The organism is Gammaproteobacteria bacterium (ex Lamellibrachia satsuma) (assembly GCA_019623805.1).
GTDB lineage: Bacteria > Pseudomonadota > Gammaproteobacteria > Chromatiales > Chromatiaceae > QGON01.
In genome coordinates, this window is record CP053680.1 from 771,310 (window position 1) to 792,714 (window position 21,405).

15 protein-coding genes are annotated in these 21,405 nt (G+C 53.7%); 6 read left to right on the top strand and 9 right to left on the bottom strand.

The features are described from left to right. Window positions 1–17 precede the first annotated feature (17 nt). The 3 genes from HPY30_03430 to recJ form a co-directional block, all read right to left on the bottom strand. On the bottom strand, window positions 18–1,472 hold the full coding sequence (locus tag HPY30_03430; protein QYZ65127.1) for a PEP-CTERM sorting domain-containing protein: 1,455 nt from the start codon (window positions 1,470–1,472) through the stop codon (window positions 18–20). Between the two features lie 506 nt (window positions 1,473–1,978). After that, window positions 1,979–2,482, bottom strand: coding sequence for a DUF615 domain-containing protein (locus HPY30_03435; protein QYZ65128.1), 504 nt, complete (start codon window positions 2,480–2,482; stop codon window positions 1,979–1,981). Beyond that, window positions 2,479–4,260 carry a single-stranded-DNA-specific exonuclease RecJ gene (recJ, locus tag HPY30_03440; GenBank protein ID QYZ65129.1) on the bottom strand — a complete coding sequence of 594 codons (1,782 nt, stop codon included), beginning with the start codon at window positions 4,258–4,260 and terminating at the stop codon, window positions 2,479–2,481. Before recJ ends, HPY30_03435 begins: the two co-directional genes overlap by 4 nt. 64 nt (window positions 4,261–4,324) lie before the next feature. On the opposite strand from recJ, the gene HPY30_03445 reads away from it, so the two are divergent. Beyond that, entirely contained in the window at window positions 4,325–6,142 is a 1,818-nt protein-coding gene (locus HPY30_03445) for a protein BatD (GenBank protein ID QYZ65130.1), read from the top strand. A gap of 11 nt (window positions 6,143–6,153) precedes the next feature. On the opposite strand, the gene HPY30_03450 is transcribed toward HPY30_03445, so the two are convergent. After that, window positions 6,154–6,492, bottom strand: a complete 339-nt coding sequence (locus HPY30_03450) for an SET domain-containing protein-lysine N-methyltransferase (protein ID QYZ65131.1) — start codon at window positions 6,490–6,492, stop codon at window positions 6,154–6,156. Next, window positions 6,458–6,700 (bottom strand): hypothetical protein, encoded by a 243-nt coding sequence (locus HPY30_03455; protein ID QYZ65132.1) that lies wholly within the window; start codon window positions 6,698–6,700, stop codon window positions 6,458–6,460. The genes HPY30_03450 and HPY30_03455 overlap by 35 nt, the downstream gene beginning before the upstream one ends. A gap of 151 nt (window positions 6,701–6,851) precedes the next feature. Here HPY30_03455 and HPY30_03460 point away from each other — a divergent pair, with 151 nt between their 5' ends. Further along, a complete protein-coding gene (locus HPY30_03460; protein ID QYZ65133.1) occupies window positions 6,852–7,472 on the top strand; it encodes a thiol:disulfide interchange protein DsbA/DsbL in 621 nt (206 codons plus the stop codon). Between the two features lie 140 nt (window positions 7,473–7,612). Here the strand turns inward: HPY30_03460 and HPY30_03465 are convergent, their stop codons facing one another. After that, window positions 7,613–8,272, bottom strand: a complete 660-nt coding sequence (locus HPY30_03465; protein QYZ65134.1) for a glutathione S-transferase family protein — start codon at window positions 8,270–8,272, stop codon at window positions 7,613–7,615. A gap of 371 nt (window positions 8,273–8,643) precedes the next feature. On the opposite strand from HPY30_03465, the gene HPY30_03470 reads away from it, so the two are divergent. Beyond that, window positions 8,644–10,479: a hypothetical protein gene (locus HPY30_03470; GenBank protein QYZ65135.1), complete on the top strand. Its 1,836-nt coding sequence runs from the start codon at window positions 8,644–8,646 to the stop codon at window positions 10,477–10,479. Between the two features lie 76 nt (window positions 10,480–10,555). Here the strand turns inward: HPY30_03470 and HPY30_03475 are convergent, their stop codons facing one another. Together HPY30_03475 and HPY30_03480 are read right to left on the bottom strand one after the other, a co-directional pair. Next, window positions 10,556–10,990, bottom strand: coding sequence for a sel1 repeat family protein (locus tag HPY30_03475; protein ID QYZ65136.1), 435 nt, complete (start codon window positions 10,988–10,990; stop codon window positions 10,556–10,558). Then, on the bottom strand, window positions 10,987–11,517 hold the full coding sequence (locus HPY30_03480; protein QYZ65137.1) for a PaaI family thioesterase: 531 nt from the start codon (window positions 11,515–11,517) through the stop codon (window positions 10,987–10,989). Before HPY30_03480 ends, HPY30_03475 begins: the two co-directional genes overlap by 4 nt. 121 nt (window positions 11,518–11,638) lie before the next feature. Here HPY30_03480 and glcF point away from each other — a divergent pair, with 121 nt between their 5' ends. The 3 genes from glcF to HPY30_03495 all read left to right on the top strand — a co-directional run bounded on the left by glcF (window position 11,639) and on the right by HPY30_03495 (window position 19,896). Continuing rightward, window positions 11,639–12,865 carry a glycolate oxidase subunit GlcF gene (glcF, locus tag HPY30_03485; GenBank protein QYZ65138.1) on the top strand — a complete coding sequence of 409 codons (1,227 nt, stop codon included), beginning with the start codon at window positions 11,639–11,641 and terminating at the stop codon, window positions 12,863–12,865. Between the two features lie 52 nt (window positions 12,866–12,917). Continuing rightward, window positions 12,918–14,954 (top strand): transglycosylase SLT domain-containing protein, encoded by a 2,037-nt coding sequence (locus tag HPY30_03490; protein QYZ65139.1) that lies wholly within the window; start codon window positions 12,918–12,920, stop codon window positions 14,952–14,954. 535 nt (window positions 14,955–15,489) lie between these two features. Then, on the top strand, window positions 15,490–19,896 hold the full coding sequence (locus HPY30_03495; protein QYZ65140.1) for a hypothetical protein: 4,407 nt from the start codon (window positions 15,490–15,492) through the stop codon (window positions 19,894–19,896). Between the two features lie 85 nt (window positions 19,897–19,981). Here HPY30_03495 and HPY30_03500 read toward each other — a convergent pair whose 3' ends face one another. Further along, a complete protein-coding gene (locus tag HPY30_03500; protein ID QYZ65141.1) occupies window positions 19,982–21,253 on the bottom strand; it encodes a DUF362 domain-containing protein in 1,272 nt (423 codons plus the stop codon). Window positions 21,254–21,405: the final 152 nt, after the last annotated feature.

Consider the following 21,405-nt stretch of genomic DNA (forward strand, 5'->3'; position numbering starts at 1 on the left):
TACGACTGAGTCAGCTTTCAGGCCCGCTTCCTACGGCGTACAAAACCTAAAGCACCAAGACCAAAGCCGAACAGAATCAGCACCGAAGGCTCAGGGGCAGTTACCGGCGGTACAAACACCGTAATTGGATTCTGACTCATGCCGACAGCGCCGGAACCGGTAAAGGTGAGTCCGGTGATGAAGGCTGTGGGATCCGTCGGGTCAAGCATCTCGGCAATTTCGATACCAAGGATACGAAAACGGTCGACACCGCCAGCACCGAAATCATAGCTCGCGCCAGCCGCCCAACCTGCTGCCACAAGAACCCAGTCAGTACCATCCCAAGTATAGATATCAAACAGATCATCACCGATGCTGGGCAGTAAAACTGTCTGAAACAGCGGCATGGTGGTCGGGTTGTCGATCTGATAGTCATAACCCACAGCAACGTCGGGGTCGATAAAGATGGGTCGACCCACGACAACATTGAAGTCGAAGTCCCAACCATCCTGATTCTCAACCGGCATCAGCGGATTTTCTGGAGTATCACCAGGTGGTTCACCATTGCGAATGGCGAAGGTCCAGAGTCCGGGGGTATCGGGGCTGACGTTACTGGTGTTTTGCAGTTCCAGCACTTCGGGGCTGAAAGAACCTGGCAGTGCGAGGAAGTTGGTATTGTCGCCGGCATCAAAACCTGCCTGCGCCTCGGTGCCACCCAGACCGTCAGTGCCGCCACTGGCATCACCGGTGGTCCACTCGAGCTGGTCGTAACGGAACTCGATATCAAAATCGCCGTCAACGCCAGTCTCGGCCGATGCGTCCCTCAGCACCAGCTGAAAATTGTTGGTTTTGGAGGTATCGGAGGGAAAGAAACCGACTTGGTCCCAAGTAACAACTACAGTACTGTCATTTGGTGAAGCAACCCAGACATTGTTCGGTTCATCATCGAAAGCGCCGCCGGGACCGGGACCTTCCTCGAAAAAACCAGTCAGCTCCAAAGCATCATCCAAGAGGATGTAATCCACACCATCGAAGGTGGATACGAGTATGCCGAAATCACCTGGAATAATGGGGAGCTCGGAAACTGGAACAAATTCCTGGTCAAAACCATTGGGGTTGAATGTTTCGGTCGGCAGCAAATCCGGATCGAAACCCTCACCGACTTGGCCATCACGACTGGTATCCACATCGCCCCACCAGGGCGCAATCATAGGTTGGTTCGCAACCGGGAAGGGATCAGGCGTGTAGGATGAGATCGGATTATCGAATGAGATGTTTCCGTTGTTATTGATGAAGAAAGAGCTGAACTCATTCCCGTAGAAATTGATATTGAACGGAAGATCCAGCAGATTGCTGGAGCCGTCGTCATTTGGCAACATCGCCTGGTCACCATAACCGCGATTTCCACCCAGGCCATCGATCAATTCTATCGCCTGTACAGATGTGGTGATACCGAATGCCAGCAATCCTATTGCCAGTTTTCTAAGATGCATTTTTATTATCTCCCTAGTACGCAGATGGACTAATTTTCAGCGTGTCCTGATTGTTTTAGCACTTCGAAGAAGATTCGAAAGCAAGAACCAGGCCAGGAATATTTTTCCTATATAAAACAAGAAGTAAAATCGTTTCAACATTACGCCATGTGAATAACTGTAAAGTTTTTCGACGACAAAACCTGCGTTTATGCAAACAAAAAATAGAGAGTACTTAGATTGATATGAAGATTACTGCTGATCTGCAAACGGGAGTACGTACCCCGGAGCATTCACTGGGAGATGAAAAATAATCAACTAACCATCTGATTTAAATTGAAATTATTAATCGACAGATTCTTTTTAGCGTTTTCAACGCACTGAAGTCGAACGAGATGCCGGTGTGCAGAAGAACACCACTCCCTCTCTATCAACGTGAGATCAATGAATGGATTTCTGATGAAACCAGGCTGTAAAGATGTGTAAAAAAGACCGACAACTTTAAATCGCCTTAGCTCTCTGCATGATCAAACCCCGGCAACTTCGCGCAGGTATTGGAAGAGTTTACGAAAAGCAGCCGGAGGCTTCTCTCTCTCCCGTTCTTTTTTCACTGCCTGGATCAACTGCCGCAGGTGTTGACGGTCAGCTGCGGGATATTCGGCCAAAAACTCGCCAAAGACACTGCTGTCACCCGCAATCAGTCGATCGCGCCAACGTTCGAGATTATGGAATCGCGCCACACCCGCCTGGTGTCTGTTATCGATCTCATCGATCACCCGCTCGATAGCATCGAGATCCTCGTGGCGTAGCAGCTTACCCAGCCGCCGCATGTGACGACGGCGGGCAATATGAGATTTGATGCGTTTGGCTTCTTCCAACCCATCCAGCAAAACCAGACTCAGAGGCATCCGGTCCAACTCTTTTTTGGAGAGCAGAGTCAAGCGTTCGCCCAACTTCTGCAGCGCCAGCATCTCCCGTTTGATCTCGCTCTTGCTGGGGCCGAGATCCTCTTCCTCATCAAAATCGTTCATCTCGTTAATTGGATATACTCCACTATCAGCTGGGGCGTTATCTGTCCCCGGTATTCGTTGACATCGAGCCGATACGCCAGCCGCACCTGCCCGGGCAATTCCCCCAGGTCCGCCTGATTGAAGGCGATAGCATCCAGACTCTCACGTCCACCCATGGGAGCAAGACGCAGTTTCAGATGGCGTTCTCCAACCACACGCTGCTGCCGCACCTGAAAGGTTCCATCGAAGGTCGGCTCCGGAAAGCCCTGTCCCCAGGGACCGGCGACCCTGAGTTGCTGCGCAAGATCCAGATTGAAATCCGTCACATCAAGCTCTCCGTCCGAAATCACCTCCCCCACCAGCCTGGAAGGATCCAACAAAGCTGCCGCTTCATGTTCGAAGGCCGCTTTGAAGCGTGGCAGATTTTCCTGTTTCAGGCTCAGGCCCGCAGCCATGGCATGTCCACCAAAGCGATCGAGCAGGCCTGGATCGGCGGCTGCGATACGGTCGAGCAGATCACGGATATGCAGACCGGGCACTGAACGGGCCGAGCCTTTCAACATACCCTCACCGCCATCGGCAAAGGCGATCACCGGCCGATGATACTGCTCCTTGATACGGGAGGCCAGAATGCCTATCACCCCCTGATGCCATTCAGAACGGAAGAGACAAAGTCCTGTGGGCAGTTCGCCCTCGGTGGAAAGATGGAGCTGTTCCAGCGCCTGCAGCGCCTGTTCCTTCATCTCCTGCTCGATCTCGCGGCGGGTCTTGTTGAGCTGATCCAGTTCGACAGCCATTTGTCGGGCCAGATTGTGATCGTTGGTGAGCATACACTCGATGCCCTGCCCCATATCTTCGAGGCGGCCTGCGGCGTTGAGACGGGGTCCCACGGCAAAGCCCATATCGGATGCCACTACACGATGCAGGGAACGGCCGGCAAGCTCCAGCAGCGTCTGGATGCCCGGGCGGCAGCGACCGGCGCGGATGCGCCGCAACCCCTGCTCCACCAGGATGCGGTTGTTACGATCCAGAGGCACCAGATCCGCCACCGTACCCAGCGCAACCAGATCGAGCCACTCGGCCATGTTCGGTTCGGGCAGCCCCTTTGTTTTGAACCAATCCACTCCCCGCAGACGACTGCGCAAAGCAGCCATCACATAGAAGATGACACCCACACCCGCAAGATTCTTACTGCCAAAACCGTCACCCGGCTGGTTGGGATTGACGATAGCGGCAGCGTCTGGCAACACTTTACCCGGCAGATGATGATCGGTTACCAATACCGGAATACCCAGTTCCGCCGCCCGTGCGACACCTTTCAGGCTGGAGATTCCATTATCCACGGTGACAATCAGATCCGGCGACCTTTCAGCCGCCAGCTCGACAATTTCCGGCGTCAGGCCGTAGCCGTATTCGAACCGGTTTGGCACCAGATATGAGAGCCGCTGCCCGCCAAACGCTTGCAGCGCCAGCAGGGAGAGCGCAGTACTGGTAGCACCGTCGGCATCGTAATCACCCACGACGAGAATGTGTCCACCCTTTTCCAGCTGCAGATGCAACAGCTCGACAGCCGCATCCACCCCGAGAAGAGGAGCCATCGGCAGCAGCCGATCCAGACCCTGTTCAAGATCCACATCCGTGGCCAAACCTCTCGCCTGATAGACCCGGCGCAAGACAGGATGAATGTTGGCGGACAGATTACTGCTTTGGGAGACGGTGGGGCGACGAATGATCTTCACGGTGTAGAATAGTAGACGGAGAGAACGATAAGTATAAGTGAGAGAGGCGCATGGAGTCATCGTTATCGAACTCCGAACCACATTCCTGGTCTGAAAAACAAGAGCGGGAGTATGTTAAGCGCCGATGCACACTGCAAGACGCCTCTCCTGCGAATCATCAACCAACACCTTTGAAATCATGATGCAGTTTCCATCGTTTCTCAGATACCCGCTATATCGATTTGTCATTCTCACCCTGTTGCTGCTGGCAGGCAGTTCGAGCGCCTTGGGTGAAGTAAGCGCACGTCTCTCCCGATCCGCCATCTCGGCGGACGAGACCGTCTCACTCACTATTCAGATTAAAGGGGAGAACGAAGCAAAACCCAATCTCTCCGTACTCGACACCCAGTTCGAGATCCTGGGGCGTTCCCAGCAGCAGAGTATCAGTGTGATCAACGGCAATGTATCACGCAGCCGTGGACTCAATCTAACCTTGCTGCCGAAAACCACCGGCAATCTGGAGATACCGCCGATTCCCGTCGGCAAGGAAGCCACGGCACCACTAAGACTCCAGGTAAACGAGGGAATGGGTGAGAGCAACGGCGTCCCTGGTTCCGATGTCTTTATCGAATTGGAGCTGAGTGAAACCAGCGCCTATCTGCAGCAGGAGATCGTCCTGACCCTGCGGCTCTTTATGGGAGAGGGGGTGCGGGGTGAACAGCTCTCCGATCCAAAATCCAACCTGCCGGACACCGTCATCCAGCGTATCTCGGAAACCCAGTACAAGACCCAACGCGCCGGAGAGAACTATCAGGTAGTAGAGCGGCGTTATGCAGTCTTCGCCTATCAAAGCGGTCAACTGAAACTCGATGGCGTGCGTTTCTCAGGACGCGGTGGCGGACGTGGCGGTTCCATCTATGATCTGCTCAACAGTCCGTTTGGCAACCAGAAGGTGGATCGGCACATCTATCGCGCCGTCTCTGATGCGGTGAACATCGATATCAAACCGATCCCGGCGAACTTCAATGCCCGGCACTGGTTACCGGCGAGGAATCTGCAGCTTGTCGAGACAGGTTTGACCCAGAATAACCAGCAGATCGCAGGTAAACCCCTGACCCGTACTATCATGCTCTTTGCCGACGGACTGACATCTGCTCAACTACCCGCCATCGATATGAGTCTGCCGGAAGGCGTTAAGCAGTACCCCGACAGACCGGAGATGAAAGACAACCTTTCCGGCGCAGGCATCACTGGCAGTCGCCAGAACAAAGTGACATTGGTGGCAGCGAACCCCGGTGACTACGAACTGCCGGCCATCGAGGTCCCCTGGTGGAACACCGAGACAGACCGGATGGAGACCGCCCGTCTGCCTGCTCGCAATATCGAGGTTCTGGGGGGCACTGCTTTAGTCCCACCGCCACTCTCCAAACGGAGTGGATCCTCAACGACAGCAGGTGAAACAACACCTGCAGCCGCCAACCTGCCGGTCGCTTCAGAGTCGACCGACAACCCGTTGACCCACTGGCTCATTTGGGTACTGGCGCTAGGCTGGATCACCACCCTGGTGGTATGGCGCATGAGTCGTCACCGATCAAAACAACAGGCTGCAGTACCCGCCGCAATCGACCCGGCAGAAGCCGTACGGCGTCAGTCGATCGAGCAGGCTATCGAAACACTGGAGGGCGCTTACCATGAGCAGGACCGGGATGCTGCAAGGGATGCCTGGCTGAGATGGGGGGAGCTGCGCTGGCCGGAGAAGGCACCAGGCAATCTCAATCGGTTGTCACACCGCTGTCCCAAACGGGTTGCGGAGGCGATTCTCGCGCTGGATCTTACCTTTTACAGCCAGGACGAGCGTAGCAATTGGGTCAAGTTCGATCCCAGCGTTTTACGCAAGAAGAGCGTCCTCTCAACAAACATGATACGAGAACAGCAGACAGCCCTTACGCCGCTGAACCCCTGAGAAGATGGAAACTACTCTTCCTCCCAACCGCCGTAATCGAAGGTGATCTCATCTCCGGTGTTGATGTCTCTGAGTGCAAAGAGGTCGAAACCGTCAAATTCTGCATTACCCTCATCTTCGTGGTTCAGGTAACGCAGCAGGTTGCGGCCGCTGCGGCCCACCGGTTCCTCGCCCTCTTCAAATACCCACAGTACATAGGTGCCGTCCCGCTTGGCAGTAGGACCTTCATAGGTGCCTATCTGCTGACCTTCGTTGATATCTACCTTGGCGAAAAGCCCAGTACCGTGAATAGTTGAGGGTGCCTTAAAGACCAGGTTACCCAGTCGTGGTTGTTTTTTCCTGCCAGCCATCTGATTCTCTCTCGATTGGACAAGCATCACCGTAAACTGCCATGATTGCTTCAAGCTCTCTGCGTACGGCTTTGCGTGCAACTTCATCCAGATCACGGATCTCCGGTAACACCACGCCCTGGGTCAGCAGTTTGATCTCCTCGCGCACGGCAACACACCCCTTCAGGCAGAGTTGCTCCACACAATCATCGATCTGCTGTCGCCCCATGTTCAGGTACCGTTAAGCCGCTACTGACGAGAATTATACCGAATCCCGTTCCAATACGCCTGAAATTCGGGAACAATAGTGCCGACTCACCCTCTAAAAATGTTGAATAACCCAAATTTACTCAATAACTCCAAATATCAAAGGTAAAACAATGCCCTGGATCAGAAGTCTGTTTTTTGTTTTTGCACTGCTCATGCTTCAAACCGTTTCCGCAGAATGGGGCGAGGGATGGGATCCAATTGAGCCACCGGTCCCCACTGCCGCACCTGAGGGCAAAATCGAGGTGGTGGAGTTCTTCTGGTATGGCTGCCCCCACTGCTACACCCTCGACCCGCTGATGGAGGAGTGGGTGGTCAAAAAACCGGACAACGTTGTGTTCAGGCATGTTCCCGCGCCGCTGAATCCAAGCTGGACAGTTCACTCGCAGTTCTTCTACGCTGCCGAGGCGCTGGGCGTGGTGGACAAGCTGCATGTACCCCTGTTTAAAGCCCTTCACGACAAGCACCGCGAACTGTTCGACAAACAGTCACTTATCGACTTTGCCGTAGAGCATGGCGTCGACCGCAAGAATTTTACCGAGGCCTGGAACTCATTCGGCGTCTTCGTAAAGGTTCAGCAGGCACGTAAACTCTCCCAACGCTTTCAGCTGGATGGCGTTCCCGCTGTGGGTATCAACGGTAAATACAAAACCAGCGCCACCCTTGCCGGCAGCTATCCGAAGATGTTCCAAGTAGTCGATGAACTGGTGAAACAGGAGTCCCAGCCCAAGTAATGTGTCATACGGATAATTAGAGTCCGTCAAAAAGCACAGCTATTACCATGAAGGACGCGAAGGTGAAAAATTGATCAACAACGATTTTTCTTCGTGTCCTTTGTGTTCTTCGTGGTAAGTCATGGGTTTTAGGGCTGACGCTAAACCCCGGCCTGCTGCATCAGCCAGGATCCCTTGGCGGAAAAAAATGCGATATAACGTACCCGAAAATCATCCACGAGCGACCCTTTCACTGAGGGTCTTGCCAACAGACGATCACTCCATGATTGCAATGGCTGTGGCTGTAGCCCTGCCAACTCAACCCTGATTTCCGCAAGCAGTTTCTGGCGCATAAATAGCGGTGCATAAGCCGCATCCAGCAGAGAGAACACCCCATCTCCATCAAACACGCCAGCATCAAGGGGCGCCAGCAGGCGTTTCAGCTGTCGTTCCAGATGTGCCTGCCGTTCTTGAAAAGTGGTTTCATCTTTCGCCAACACCAGTTCCATCTGATCAACCAGCAATCCGGAACCGAATTCAATCCATGCCTTGTGCTGTGCCCGCTGCAGTGGATCCATAGGGTGCAGGCGAGGCTGAAACACCTCGTCCAGGTAGTCGAGAATGACCGAAGATTCAAACAGAACCTGATCCTCCACCTCCAAAAGAGGCACTTTTCCCAGCGGGGAAATTACCTGAAACCACTCGGGGGGATGGGCCAGGTCGATATAGGTCACCTCATATTCGACCGATTTCTCCCTGAGCGCGATAACTGCCCGCTGAACATAGGGACAAAGTACAAAACTGACCAACTTGATCATCATAGGAAAACCCCTGCATTCTCTGCTGACAAAATTCGGTAACCACGATCATCAAGGCCGCTTGGCAAAAGATCACAAAAACCGGACTCAGACGCAAAAAAACCCTTACAATCAAACTCCTACTATAGTATCTTTTAGTGATATCACACTCTAAAATCGCTAAAGGAAGTGTTAAAGTGGGCGATATACAGACAACAGTGCGCTAATCTGCTACTGAAGTGAGACAACTTCGCGGAAGTCGCAGTGTCTGAAGATTGAGATTGATCATTCTGTCGTAAATAGGAATTACGGCATAATCAGGCGTTAAATTCGCGATAGTTGGACATGGAGCGCTGACATCCGTCGCTTCACCCTCTGAATCAGTACGGTCGACAATGGCAACAGTAAGCCGCTTTGGTTTCCGTATTCCCGAACAGGTTCCGCCTAAAGGGAAGGCCCTCTTTTTGAGTGCAAAAGAGGTCAAGGCCTGGACCGATAGACTGCCTGTTGCCAGTGTTGGCGAAACCTCCCGCCAAGTTTTCAAAGCGCTCGTAGAGTTCAACCGCTCCCTTGTCGCAGGAAAAAACCGCCTGTTTAGCATTGAGGGATTTCGGGAACCGGTCAACTACATCAGCGAAAATCTTGCCAAACACTTTATCGACGCAGGACTCCCCCTCTCCGAAAAATCCCATAAAATCGCGATATTAAGCCGCGAGCTCGCCAACGAACTTGCAACTGCCTATAAATGTGTCGTTGAAGATCTGCTGCGGGAATCGCCCGAGAAGGTGGATCGAAAACTGCTGGCCATCTCCATCCATCGCGGCATCAACTACCTCTCTGGTGTGCTGGTACAGTCTGCTCTGATCTATGACACCTACCCTCACCACACCTGGAAAGAACTGCACACGCTTCATCGACTGGCACAAAAATACAAGGTAAACAACCTTACCGTCAGGGATGACTTGGAGCAGCGCATCAAAACCTCTACCATCGACGAGGTCTATCGGCGCATTCTGCTCTATTCCCTGGCATCTCCCTACAAGATGCGGCAGCGGGATAACCTTACGGTATATCGGAATCTGCTGGAGTGGAATCATTTTACCAAGCTCTATTCACAGCAGGAAGCGCCCACAGAGGCCGTTTTCACCGTACAGCAGGACAGTGACTATCCGCCGTCTCACGAATCCCTGGTCGGGCAAACCAACGAAAAACATCGTTTGAGACTCGATACACGTGAACTCATCGACAAACTTCGGGAGCAGTTTGACGATACATCCGCTCCTGCTAAAGAGGGTGCCCCGCTAGTAGGTACCGAACAGATAAATAAGAATTTACTGAGGCAACTGATTCAGCTATGGACAACGATTCCACAGCGCGAATTCGTACGCACCAAACTCAATTTCGAGTTACGGGTAGCCGTCGGGCTATCAGATATCTACCATTTGACCAAGTCACCCGGAACACCTCCCGAGAGCAGCGTCGAGGCACGTCTGCAGGAAGATATGGACTGGATGGGCCAGCAGCCCACCAGAGGTAAACTAAACGAAAACAGGTTGGATGCCGACTCTTCTTTCACCCTTATACCCATTGAGCCGAGCAACGACATACGAAGAAGCGGCTTTGAAGATTTTGGCCCCGGTTCACGGGACGAATCTGAACCGGAGCCTACGGTTCCCATCTGGGGCAATGGCCGTGACAATGACAGCAGCGCGCAAACCCATACCTTTCGTACCCTCAATGAAAGTGCAGGGGGGTACTGTATCGCATGGCAAGGCGCTCGCACGCCCGCAATCAAGGTGGGTGAGTTGATCGGCATCCAGTCAGCCTCCGCCAACGGTCAGTTTGGAGTCGGCATCGTACGCTGGATCCGGAACACGCAAAAAAATTCATTGCAGGTTGGACTGCAGATGATTGCACCCAATGCCGTGGCGGTGGAAGCACAAAGGGAGAATCTCCCGAATGCCCTGACCCACGAATGCCTGCTATTACCGGAGGTTGGCACGTCGGGTCAACCCGCCAGTTTTATCGGCCCATCCTACCCATTCAATGTGGGTAACAAAATGAAGCTGGATGACGGCAGCAATAATCGCAAGATCAAGCTGAAACGGTTACTCGAGACAACCGGCACCATCTCCCAGTTTCAGTTCAGTTACCTTGACCAGGTCGACCAGTCGGCCGAAGGGAGTAGTGACGAGGACTCAGATTTCGACAATATCTGGTCCATCATCTGAAGAACTTCACAGGGGCCGGGGCGACAGGACACTCAGTGCAGTGATACCCCATCTATCCAGACTCCGACCTCCACCTTTAAAACCCAGCCTTTTTGTACCAGCGCTGCGCCTCTTCCGGGTCCTTTTCGACACCCCGCCCCTCCGTATACAACATACCCAACGTAGTTTGGGAACCTGCCAGCCCCTGATCGGCTGCTTTGCGGAACCACACCGCCGCCTTGGCGGGATTCTTTTCCACACACTCTCCCTCGAGATACATAAAACCAAGCCCATGTTGCGCCATGGGATGCCCGCTCTCTGCCGCAGACTTCATGTACTTGTATGCCATCAACGCGTTGACGACCATCCCCAAACCGCCTTGGGCCATGATCGCCATACGATACTGGGCTTCGTAATTGCCGGCGTGGGCCAGCGGTGACAATATCTCCGATGCACGGGCAAAGTACTTCGCTTCGAATGCGGCGATGCCGCTGCTCAGTTCCATATCGAAATTATCGCTTGCATCGCTCATACATTCTTCTCTCTGATTCTGTTACGGGGCTGGCGAAGCGCTCCTCCCCGACTACGTGATTTATTCATCGGCCGGATAGCGACCCGATTGGTTACCCAGGCGCAGACCTCCCCATTCGGCAGATAGAAACCGAACTCAAAAATGGGATCGCTCCGCGGACCCTGGGCTAAATCCGCCGCAATCCGTTGTTCGATATCCGCGTCGAAGTCAAAGCGCAACTCCAGATCAAATAGACCTGGACGCCGAAAATCGACTTCCAGATGCCTTGTCCAAACCGCATGGCCGGGAAAGACCCTGTTACAGGACAATGCAGGAATAGGATCTGCCAGTAAAGCAATGGAGCCGCCAAACATACTGCCACCAGGATTCCTGGTTCGGCGATTCAGCGGCAGCAGAAGCCGGACTTTGCGCCAACCGTTTTCCAGGGCCAACACTTTGACCCCCATACTTCGATATGGAGGGAACCACTCCAGACGCCGGGCGGGGGAGATCCAACCTGTATATCTCAACCAGTCGGTTAGACGCATCTGTTTTATATCACCCTCAGCTCGGGATACTCCCGTCGAATTCACAGGGTATATCGGTAAAATAGTTGGTTTTGATCTCAATCATCCGCAGAATAGGCGTTTTCCCCTTTGACCTCACTAAATGCAAACCAGACTCACCCCCCAGACACTTGAATCTGCCAATGGCCGGGAAGCGGAGCAGATCCTGCGCAGCTGCGTACATTGCGGATTCTGCACCGCTACCTGCCCCACCTACCAACTGCTGGGAGATGAACTGGACGGACCGCGGGGACGCATCTATCAGATCAAGCAGCTGCTCGAGGGTACGACTCCCACTGACAGTCTACAACAGCACCTCGACCGCTGCCTCTCCTGCCGCTCTTGTGAGACCACCTGCCCCTCAGGCGTCAACTACAGCCGCCTGCTGGAGATAGGACGGGAACACCTGGAACGAACCAAACCCCGGACCGGCCTGGACAGACTACGTCATAAATTACTCATCAAGACACTACCCTACCCTGAACGATTTGGCGCGCTACTGAAACTTGCCCGACCGATAAAAAAGCTGCTGCCGAAGCGTCTGCGGTACACCATTCCAGCCAAACAAAAGACTGGCCATTGGCCCGAGGCACGGCACCAACGCCGCATGCTCGTACTGGACGGCTGCGTTCAGCCTTCGCTGGCCCCGGTCATTAACTTCAGCACAGCGCGAGTGCTGGACCGGCTGGGCATCAGTCTGGTCAGGGTGCCGGAAGCGGAATGCTGCGGCGCAGTCAACCTGCACCTGGGTGCGAACGATGCAGCCAAACGTTTTGCGCGCCGCAACATCGATGCCTGGTTGCCCCTGTTGAAAACCGAAGCCGAAGCGCTGGTTATCACTGCCAGCGGGTGCGGGCAGACAGTCAAGGAGTACCCGCAGCTCCTGAGTGACGATGCTGAATATGCGGAAAAAGCCGCAATAATCGCTGCTGCCACCAAGGACATAGCGGAAGTGCTGCTGAATGAAGACCTCAGTCAACTCTCATTGGATTCCACACAGCATCCAGCCATCGCATTCCACTCCCCCTGCACCCAGCAACACGGACTGGGCATGCAAGGTGTCGTTGAACGACTGCTTCTGGGCCTTGGATATACCCTCACAACTGTCGATGATGCCCATCTGTGCTGCGGCTCTGCGGGCACTTACTCCCTGTTGCAGCCAGACTTATCCGATAGACTCAGACGCAACAAACTCCGCAATCTTCAGGCAGGTGAGCCAACACTCATCGCCACCGCCAATATTGGCTGCCTGAATCACCTGCAGGCTGAATCCAGGGTTCCTGTAAAGCACTGGATCGAATTGCTGGATCATTCTCGCACCCCTTCTTGAGGAGCACTAGCCGGCAATCACCCATTTGCTTCCCTCTCAGGTGGCAAATGCTATGATTGGAGGAATAAAGGATAAAGAGATGGTGCAGCGGAACATGCCTCAAACAATTCGACCTAAAACCTGGCGTCCACCGCGTTTCATTCAATGGTTATGCGCGGCTCTCTATCTGCTGCCACTCTGGTTCAGCCCCGTCCAAGCCACTGTCACTGACCTTCCGGAAAACAAGGCTGCGAGACAACAGTTTCTCGACGCCGAACAGGCTCTGAAAAAGGATCAGTTGAAAAAATACCAGGCACTCAAGCATCAACTGCAGGCCTATCCCCTGCTGCCCTATCTTGAATACCAGGAGATTACCCGGCATTTGGCGCGGCAGGATGCCCAAACCATCCGGACATTCATAGACAAGTACGCCGATACGCCGCTTAGCAGCAGACTGCGTAACAACTGGCTGGACTTGTTGGCAAACAAGCATCGCTGGAAAACCTATCTCGATTTTGCCAAACCGGGGGGAAGTATAAAACGCCAGTGCCACCGCCTGTGGGCATTGATCGAAACCGGCCAGCAGCAACACGCGTTTACTCAGATCGAACCTGTCTGGCTTAGCGGCCGTTCCCGTCCAAAGGCCTGTGATCCGGTGTTCAAGGTGTGGAATGATGCCGGTGAATTAACCGACACGATGGTATGGCAGCGGATCGGCCTCGCCATGCAGGCCAGGCAGATCCGTCTGGCAAGATATCTCAAACGTTTTCTGCCGAACAGCGAGGGTAACTGGGTCAGCCTCTGGATCGACATTCATCGTCATCCACAAAAGCTTATGCAGAATCAGCGTCTGCAGAAAAACCATCCCATGCGGGACGAGATTCTGGTTCACGGGGTCAGGCGACTGGCTCGCAAAAGCCCTGAAAAAGCCTTCGAATTTTGGCAATCGTTGCAACTGCGGGGGCAATTCACAGATGCTCAAAAACTCACCGTGGGTCGCACCCTTGCCGGCAATCTGCTGGACACATCAGGGGAGACATTTTCCCGCATAATCGAACAGGTTGTGCCGAAGCACCTGCGGCTGGATCCAAATCTCTCCGACAAGCAGTTCCGTCAGGCCCTGGAGTCCCAGGATTGGGAACGGGTACTCGCCACCATTGCCGACCTCTCCGAGTCAGACAGAGCAAAAGAGCGCTGGCGGTACTGGCGTGCCAGGGCGCTGTTACAACTTGGCCAGCAAGAGAAAGGCAACCAACTGCTCGAAACACTGGCGAAGAACCGCAGCTACTACGGATTCATGGCAACCAACCGTCTGGGCACCCGCTTCACCATGGCTCATGCAGCCATTGATGTCACCGACGACCTAGTGGATCGCATTGCCAGTCAACCCGGCATGCAGCGGGCGAGAGAGCTGAAAATTCTTCACAGGCCCATCGACGCACGTCGTGAGTGGAACTGGGCACTGAGTAACCGCAGCACCGAAGAACTCAAGGGCGCAGCCCGCCTGGCACAGCAATGGGACTGGCCTTCTCAGGCCATTATCACCTTGGCAAAGATCCGTCACTGGAATGATCTGGAACTCCGTTTCCCCCTCACCCACAGGACGCTGATCGACCGACAGGCCAAGAGTCTCGATATCGACCACGCCTGGATCTACGCCATTTTGCGTCAGGAGAGTGCCTTCATTACCGATGCCCGTTCCAGTGCCGGCGCCATGGGTCTGATGCAGCTAATGCCCCGCACTGCCCGCGATGTAGCGACAAGCACCCGGCACGGTCCATTCAAAACCCGGGATCTTCTGAAACCCGGAATCAATATCAAACTGGGCACCAGCTATCTGGAGAGCGTCTATCAGAAACTGCAGAACAACCCGGTACTGGCTACCGCTGCTTACAATGCAGGCCCCTGGCGCGTAATGAAGTGGCTGCCAAAAGAATCACAGCCATCCGACGTCTGGATCGAGACAGTTCCATTTCGGGAGACCCGAGAGTATTTGAAACGCGTACTGGCATACACAGTCATCTACTCCCACCGGTTGGGAGAAGCCCCCCTCAGCCTGTCAGAGGAGTGGTTAAAGCCGATTGTTTTGCCGGAGCCTGTTGAGGGGTAAGGAAATTAGGACTGTGCCTTCTAGTGAGGGTCAATTTCGCAAGGCTGCTGAAAATTCTAAATCGCTGGCGTCAACGGTCTGACGATCAGGCCATGACTCGACATGAGCGGACTTGTTGTAACCTGGTCGCAGGGTCGTAAATAGCGGCAACGTTACTCATAGCGTGTCCTGTCGTTTGTGACTTATCAGGCTTCAATCACCTCCTATCGCGGACACAATGACGATTGTGCACGTGCCGCGCAATAAAACCTGACAAGTACTTTTTTTCCTAATCAACCATAATGTTTTTGTTCAGTATTTCAATGGAAATGCGCTATAATGCAAGATTGGGATACAATTGGCCGCTAGCATTACGACCTACTTTAAAATATGAATCTACGGCATAAGTCATCCGCGTAGATCCTCACCGAATTGGGAAGACAACAACACATCTCTTCCTTATATCACTTTGTCGTAAAAATGTGAGGTAATTTAAAGTTTTCACCGCCCCAGTCGTTATCCTATAGCAATGAATACCTCATAAAGACTGACACCCATGAAAACCTTTCGCACTCTAGTCACCATTCTGATACTCAGTATCGTTCTCTCTGCTTGCGGTGGTGGCAACACTGACAGTGTCGATGACACGCCTTCCGATTCCCAAAGATTCACCTTCGGCGGCAGCGTGGGCGACGGTCCCATAACAGGCGCAACAATTACCCTGAAGAATGCTGCAGATTTACTGCTTGCAACCACCGTCAGTGACCAGCAGGCGAATTATTCCTTTGATATCAGCATACAGCCAAGCGACTTCCCTCTAACCATCGAAGCCACCGGTGGCATCGATTTAGTCACTGGAGATACCCCAGACCTTACCCTATTTTCGATCGTCCCTAACCTTTCAGCCAACCGGGCCAACCTGAATCCTCATTCCACATTGATCGTCGAGATAGCCAAGGTGATGCCCAGCGGTTTGACAGACGTTAATCTCGCTGCAGCAAAATCCACGGTACTCACTAAGATGAACTTTGGCCTGGACACAAGCCAAACATCCGACCCGATCAACGTCCTCATTGAGGAAAACAGTGTAGCCAACATCATCAAGAGCAGCGAGACCCTCGCCGAGATGATCCGTCGCACCCGCGATGCGCTGGTGCTACTCGGCACCGACTTCTCAACAGACAGGGTCATGCACATTCTCGCCGCTGATCTAACTGACGGATCACTGGATGGTAATGGTGCCAGTGACTCGGATCCGCGCCTGGCAGCCATCGCCAACCTCGTAACCGGCCAAGTCGCGATTGAGGCCATGAGCAATGAGCTGCAGGTCAATGGCGCAGATGCCACGAACGCAATGGACAATGCCATACAGGTGGTACTGCCCATCACCACCCAAACCACAGCTAACGTCCTCATCACCCAGGATATAATAATCCAGGCACAGCGGGCTGTTGCTGCCGCACAAGTTGTCGATTCAAATCCAGACCTTATTGCACTCTCAACAGCACTGGCCAATCTGCCGAGTAACGCCACGGCATCCACTGTCACTACACTGCTGCCATACGGGGCTGGCATCAGCCTGGACCAGAGCATTTCCATGGCTGTTACCTCAACCGATAACGAGCTTACCGCCATAAACTCAGCAGCCAACAGCGTTAACTCTCCACCTGGCATCAGCGGTACCCCTCTCCTCACGGGAGCAGAGAACAGCGCCTACAGCTTCACGCCCAGCGCCAGTGATCCTGATGGCGACAGCCTGACCTTTTCAGTCAGTGGCACACCCCTCTGGGCCAGCTTCAACACCGGCACGGGCACACTTTCCGGAACCCCCGGGTTTGACGATGCCGGCAGCTATAACAACATCATCATCAGCGTATCTGACGGCACCGCGACGACTTCATTGGCTTCCTTCAGCATCACGGTCGCCACCACCAACCAACCTCCCACTATCGGCGGCAACCCCCTCCTCTCAGGAGTGGAGAACAGCGCCTACAGCTTCACGCCCAGCGCCAATGACCCCGATGGTGACAATCTGACCTTTTCAGTCAGTGGCATGCCCCTCTGGGCCAGCTTCAACACCGGCACGGGCACACTTTCCGGAATCCCCGGGTTTGACGATGCCGGCAGCTATAACAACATCATCATCAGCGTATCTGACGGCATCGCGACGACTTCATTGGCTTCCTTCAGCGTCACGGTCGCTGCCACCAACCGATCTCCCGCTATCGGTGGCACCCCTCTCCTTACCGGGGCGGAGAACAGCGCCTACAGCTTCACGCCCAGCGCCAGTGATCCTGATGGCGACAGCCTGACCTTTTCAGTCAGTGGCACACCCCTCTGGGCCAGCTTCAACACCGGCACGGGCACACTTTCCGGAACCCCCGGGTTTGACGATGCCGGCAGCTATAACAACATCATCATCAGCGTATCTGACGGCATCGCGACGACTTCATTGGCTTCTTTCAGCATCACGGTCGCTGCCACGAACCAACCTCCCACTATCGGCGGCAACCCCCTCCTCTCAGGAGTGGAAAACAGCGCCTACAGCTTCACGCCCAGCGCCAGTGATCCTGATGGCGACAACCTGACCTTTTCAGTCAGTGGCACACCCCTCTGGGCCAGCTTCAACACCGGCACGGGCACACTTTCCGGAACCCCCGGGTTTGACGATGCCGGCAGCTATAACAACATCATCATCAGCGTATCTGACGGCATCGCGACGACTTCATTGGCTTCCTTCAGCGTCACGGTCGCTGCCACCAACCGATCTCCCGCTATCGGTGGCACCCCTCTCCTTACCGGGGCGGAGAACAGCGCCTACAGCTTCACGCCCAGCGCCAGTGATCCTGATGGCGACAGCCTGACCTTTTCAGTCAGTGGCACACCCCTCTGGGCCAGCTTCAACACCGGCACGGGCACACTTTCCGGAACCCCCGGGTTTGACGATGCCGGCAGCTATAACAACATCATCATCAGCGTATCTGACGGCATCGCGACGACTTCATTGGCTTCTTTCAGCATCACGGTCGCTGCCACGAACCAACCTCCCACTATCGGCGGCAACCCCCTCCTCTCAGGAGTGGAAAACAGCGCCTACAGCTTCACGCCCAGCGCCAGTGATCCTGATGGCGACAACCTGACCTTTTCAGTCAGTGGCACACCCCTCTGGGCCAGCTTCAACACCGGCACGGGCACACTTTCCGGAACCCCCGGGTTTGACGATGCCGGCAGCTATAACAACATCATCATCAGCGTATCTGACGGCATCGCGACGACTTCATTGGCTTCCTTCAGCGTCACGGTCGCTGCCACCAACCGATCTCCCGCTATCGGTGGCACCCCTCTCCTTACCGGGGCGGAGAACAGCGCCTACAGCTTCACGCCCAGCGCCAGTGATCCTGATGGCGACAGCCTGACCTTTTCAGTCAGTGGCACACCCCTCTGGGCCAGCTTCAACACCGGCACGGGCACACTTTCCGGAACCCCCGGGTTTGACGATGCCGGCAGCTATAACAACATCATCATCAGCGTATCTGACGGCATCGCGACGACTTCATTGGCTTCCTTCAGCGTCACGGTCGCTGCCACCAACCGATCTCCCGCTATCGGTGGCACCCCTCTCCTTACCGGGGCGGAGAACAGCGCCTACAGCTTCACGCCCAGCGCCAGTGATCCTGATGGCGACAGCCTGACCTTTTCAGTCAGTGGCACACCCCTCTGGGCCAGCTTCAACACCGGCACGGGCACACTTTCCGGAACCCCCGGGTTTGACGATGCCGGCAGCTATAACAACATCATCATCAGCGTATCTGACGGCATCGCGACGACTTCATTGGCTTCTTTCAGCATCACGGTCGCTGCCACGAACCAACCTCCCACTATCGGCGGCAACCCCCTCCTCTCAGGAGTGGAAAACAGCGCCTACAGCTTCACGCCCAGCGCCAGTGATCCTGATGGCGACAACCTGACCTTTTCAGTCAGTGGCACACCCCTCTGGGCCAGCTTCAACACCGGCACGGGCACACTTTCCGGAACCCCCGGGTTTGACGATGCCGGCAGCTATAGCAACATCATCATCAGCGTTTCTGACGGCACCGCGACGACTTCATTGGCTTCCTTCAACATCACGGTCGCTGCCACGAACCAACCTCCCACTATCGGCGGCAACCCCCTCCTCTCAGGAGTGGAGAACAGCGCCTACAGCTTCACGCCCAGCGCCAGTGACCCCGATGGTGACAATCTGACCTTTTCAGTCAGTGGCATGCCCCTCTGGGCCAGCTTCAACACCGGCACGGGCACACTTTCCGGAACCCCCGGGTTTGACGATGCCGGCAGCTATAGCAACATCATCATCAGCGTTTCTGACGGCATCGCATCAGCCAGCCTCAGCCCGTTTGCGGTCAATGTGTTAAATAGCAACCAGGCACCAAGCATAAGCGGCAACCCAAACACCGACGTTACCGAGGGTGAATTCTATTCATTTACGCCTACAGCTTCCGACCCAGATGGCGACAATCTGACTTTCACTGTTGCAAATCTGCCAGAATGGGCCATCTTCAACTCCGCCACTGGAGTCCTATCTGGCATACCAAACAACGCTGATATTGGCATTTATAATAACATCAGCATCAGCGCTACTGACGGAAGTATCTCATCGCCACTCGCATCCTTTGCCATCAGTGTAAATGAATCCATATCGAATTCAGCCCACATTGAATGGCAGATACCAACTACGAGGGATGGGGGCAGTCCGTTAGCCCAGAGCGAAATTAGCGGTTATCGGATCTATTTCGGGGCTTCCAGTAGCAATCTAAGTCCGATTGTGGAAATCAATGACGGAACAGCAACTCAATATACCGTCAACAATCTCACAACCGGGACACACTACTTTTCAATTACAACAATTGATACGGCAGGGGTGGAGAGCTCCCTCTCAAATATTGTCCACAAAATAATCTTATGAACTCGGACGAACCATTCGTAAATATCAAAGATACCTCGTACCCTAAATCTCAGTAGGGCATCAACTCCTTTGTCCTGCACCCAACCTATGTGACGTTCACGTTACCGGGGGGAGATGGCGGATTATTTGCGGGTGGATTGTCATAATCATAGATGTCTACCAGCATCTCTCCCTCATTCATTGTACCAACCCCTTTTGCATTACATCCCTGAAGGGTTTTACGGAAATTACATTCATTAGACGGGTCGAGATATGAAGCCTCGCTACCGCCATTTGTTGGACCAAGAATATATTTGGCCATCCAGTAGTCAAGAGCAACCGGTTCACTACAAAGACCTATTGTTTTAGTTTGCTCTGCACCTCCTGTCCAAGTCCTCCCCCCCCATCCAGACCATTCAGCTACTGTTATATAAAGGGTCGGCTGAATGACATTCGACACAAACTCTCCAACAGACTCACCAACAGCCTCTGGATAAATAGGGGAGCCATCATAGCCAGTAGCATGGATACCCTTGGTTCCATCTCCAGTACTCCAATTACCCCTCACAAACCCCAAATGGCATTTTACGGCGCTGGTGGCACCTGCATAATCTTCATTTCCTGCACCACCATGATTGTTGAGGGTGGGCAGGAATATTAATTTAACGTTCTGACCGTTGTAAGCCCCGCCCGACCAAACACCACTTTTTGTGTCGATGAGCTTTCCGCTATATGACGACTCGATTATTGGATATGACAAACGACATACTCTCCCGTTTGCACCGCCCGATTGTGAAATAGCGTAGTCAACATTTACATATCCCTGCCCCTCAGAAGGACCCGAAACAACAGGATAGAGACTACTATTCATTTTTGCTGCTGTCACATTGGGAAATCCATTCCCCTGAAACCAGGATATAAGCTCATCATAATTCATGTCAGGCCAGTTATTCCCACGATTACTGGGAGACGCAGCCCATCCCTTTGAGGTGCTGCTTTCATCTCCATGAATATTCTCAGCCACAATAATTTCTCCAGAAAAACCTCCTGGTCGGTTGAGAATTATTTCTATGAGGGCCTTCGTGGCTTCAGTGTGTGTGTATCCTTGGTTCTGCCACTGCAAACTCGGTTTTATTACAACAACATCATCTACATCGATGAAGTGGGTGATACCGCCAGCCATATCGAGCACCCTTTGCATGTTAGTAACCGGGGTACCATTCTTGGAAACAAAGATTCTGGAGACAACGGCAGCATTTGCGCCACTAATTGGTGAGAGTCTTTTCTTTAACCAGTTTGGCAAGAAGGGAAAGGCCGCACTGCTCCCAACCAGAATTCCCGCTTTTGTTAAAAAACCTCTACGCGAAAGCTCTTTCATCTTTCTTCCTCACTTCTTTATACTCAAGCCAGTCACTGCGCTAAGAAATAGAATATTCTTTGATGTATGATCAACTGCAGATACAAGATTAGCCCATATGTTACGTGATAGCCAAGTAGTCTCAGCGCACCTGTTCACAAATGGCTCCATAA

Excerpts from the sequence above, each read along its gene's own strand:
- HPY30_03430 (QYZ65127.1), bottom strand. The coding sequence starts at position 1,472 with ATGCATCTTAGAAAACTGGCAATAGGATTGCTGGCATTCGGTATCACC.
- HPY30_03490 (QYZ65139.1), top strand. The coding sequence starts at position 12,918 with ATGATTGGAGGAATAAAGGATAAAGAGATGGTGCAGCGGAACATGCCT.
- recJ (QYZ65129.1), bottom strand. The coding sequence starts at position 4,260 with ATGACTCCATGCGCCTCTCTCACTTATACTTATCGTTCTCTCCGTCTA.
- HPY30_03465 (QYZ65134.1), bottom strand. The coding sequence starts at position 8,272 with ATGATGATCAAGTTGGTCAGTTTTGTACTTTGTCCCTATGTTCAGCGG.
- HPY30_03470 (QYZ65135.1), top strand. The coding sequence starts at position 8,644 with ATGGCAACAGTAAGCCGCTTTGGTTTCCGTATTCCCGAACAGGTTCCG.
- HPY30_03495 (QYZ65140.1), top strand. The coding sequence starts at position 15,490 with ATGAAAACCTTTCGCACTCTAGTCACCATTCTGATACTCAGTATCGTT.
- HPY30_03500 (QYZ65141.1), bottom strand. The coding sequence starts at position 21,253 with ATGAAAGAGCTTTCGCGTAGAGGTTTTTTAACAAAAGCGGGAATTCTG.
- HPY30_03460 (QYZ65133.1), top strand. The coding sequence starts at position 6,852 with ATGCCCTGGATCAGAAGTCTGTTTTTTGTTTTTGCACTGCTCATGCTT.
- HPY30_03450 (QYZ65131.1), bottom strand. The coding sequence starts at position 6,492 with ATGGCTGGCAGGAAAAAACAACCACGACTGGGTAACCTGGTCTTTAAG.
- glcF (QYZ65138.1), top strand. The coding sequence starts at position 11,639 with ATGCAAACCAGACTCACCCCCCAGACACTTGAATCTGCCAATGGCCGG.
- HPY30_03445 (QYZ65130.1), top strand. The coding sequence starts at position 4,325 with ATGCACACTGCAAGACGCCTCTCCTGCGAATCATCAACCAACACCTTT.
- HPY30_03475 (QYZ65136.1), bottom strand. The coding sequence starts at position 10,990 with ATGAGCGATGCAAGCGATAATTTCGATATGGAACTGAGCAGCGGCATC.
- HPY30_03435 (QYZ65128.1), bottom strand. The coding sequence starts at position 2,482 with ATGAACGATTTTGATGAGGAAGAGGATCTCGGCCCCAGCAAGAGCGAG.
- HPY30_03455 (QYZ65132.1), bottom strand. The coding sequence starts at position 6,700 with ATGGGGCGACAGCAGATCGATGATTGTGTGGAGCAACTCTGCCTGAAG.
- HPY30_03480 (QYZ65137.1), bottom strand. The coding sequence starts at position 11,517 with ATGCGTCTAACCGACTGGTTGAGATATACAGGTTGGATCTCCCCCGCC.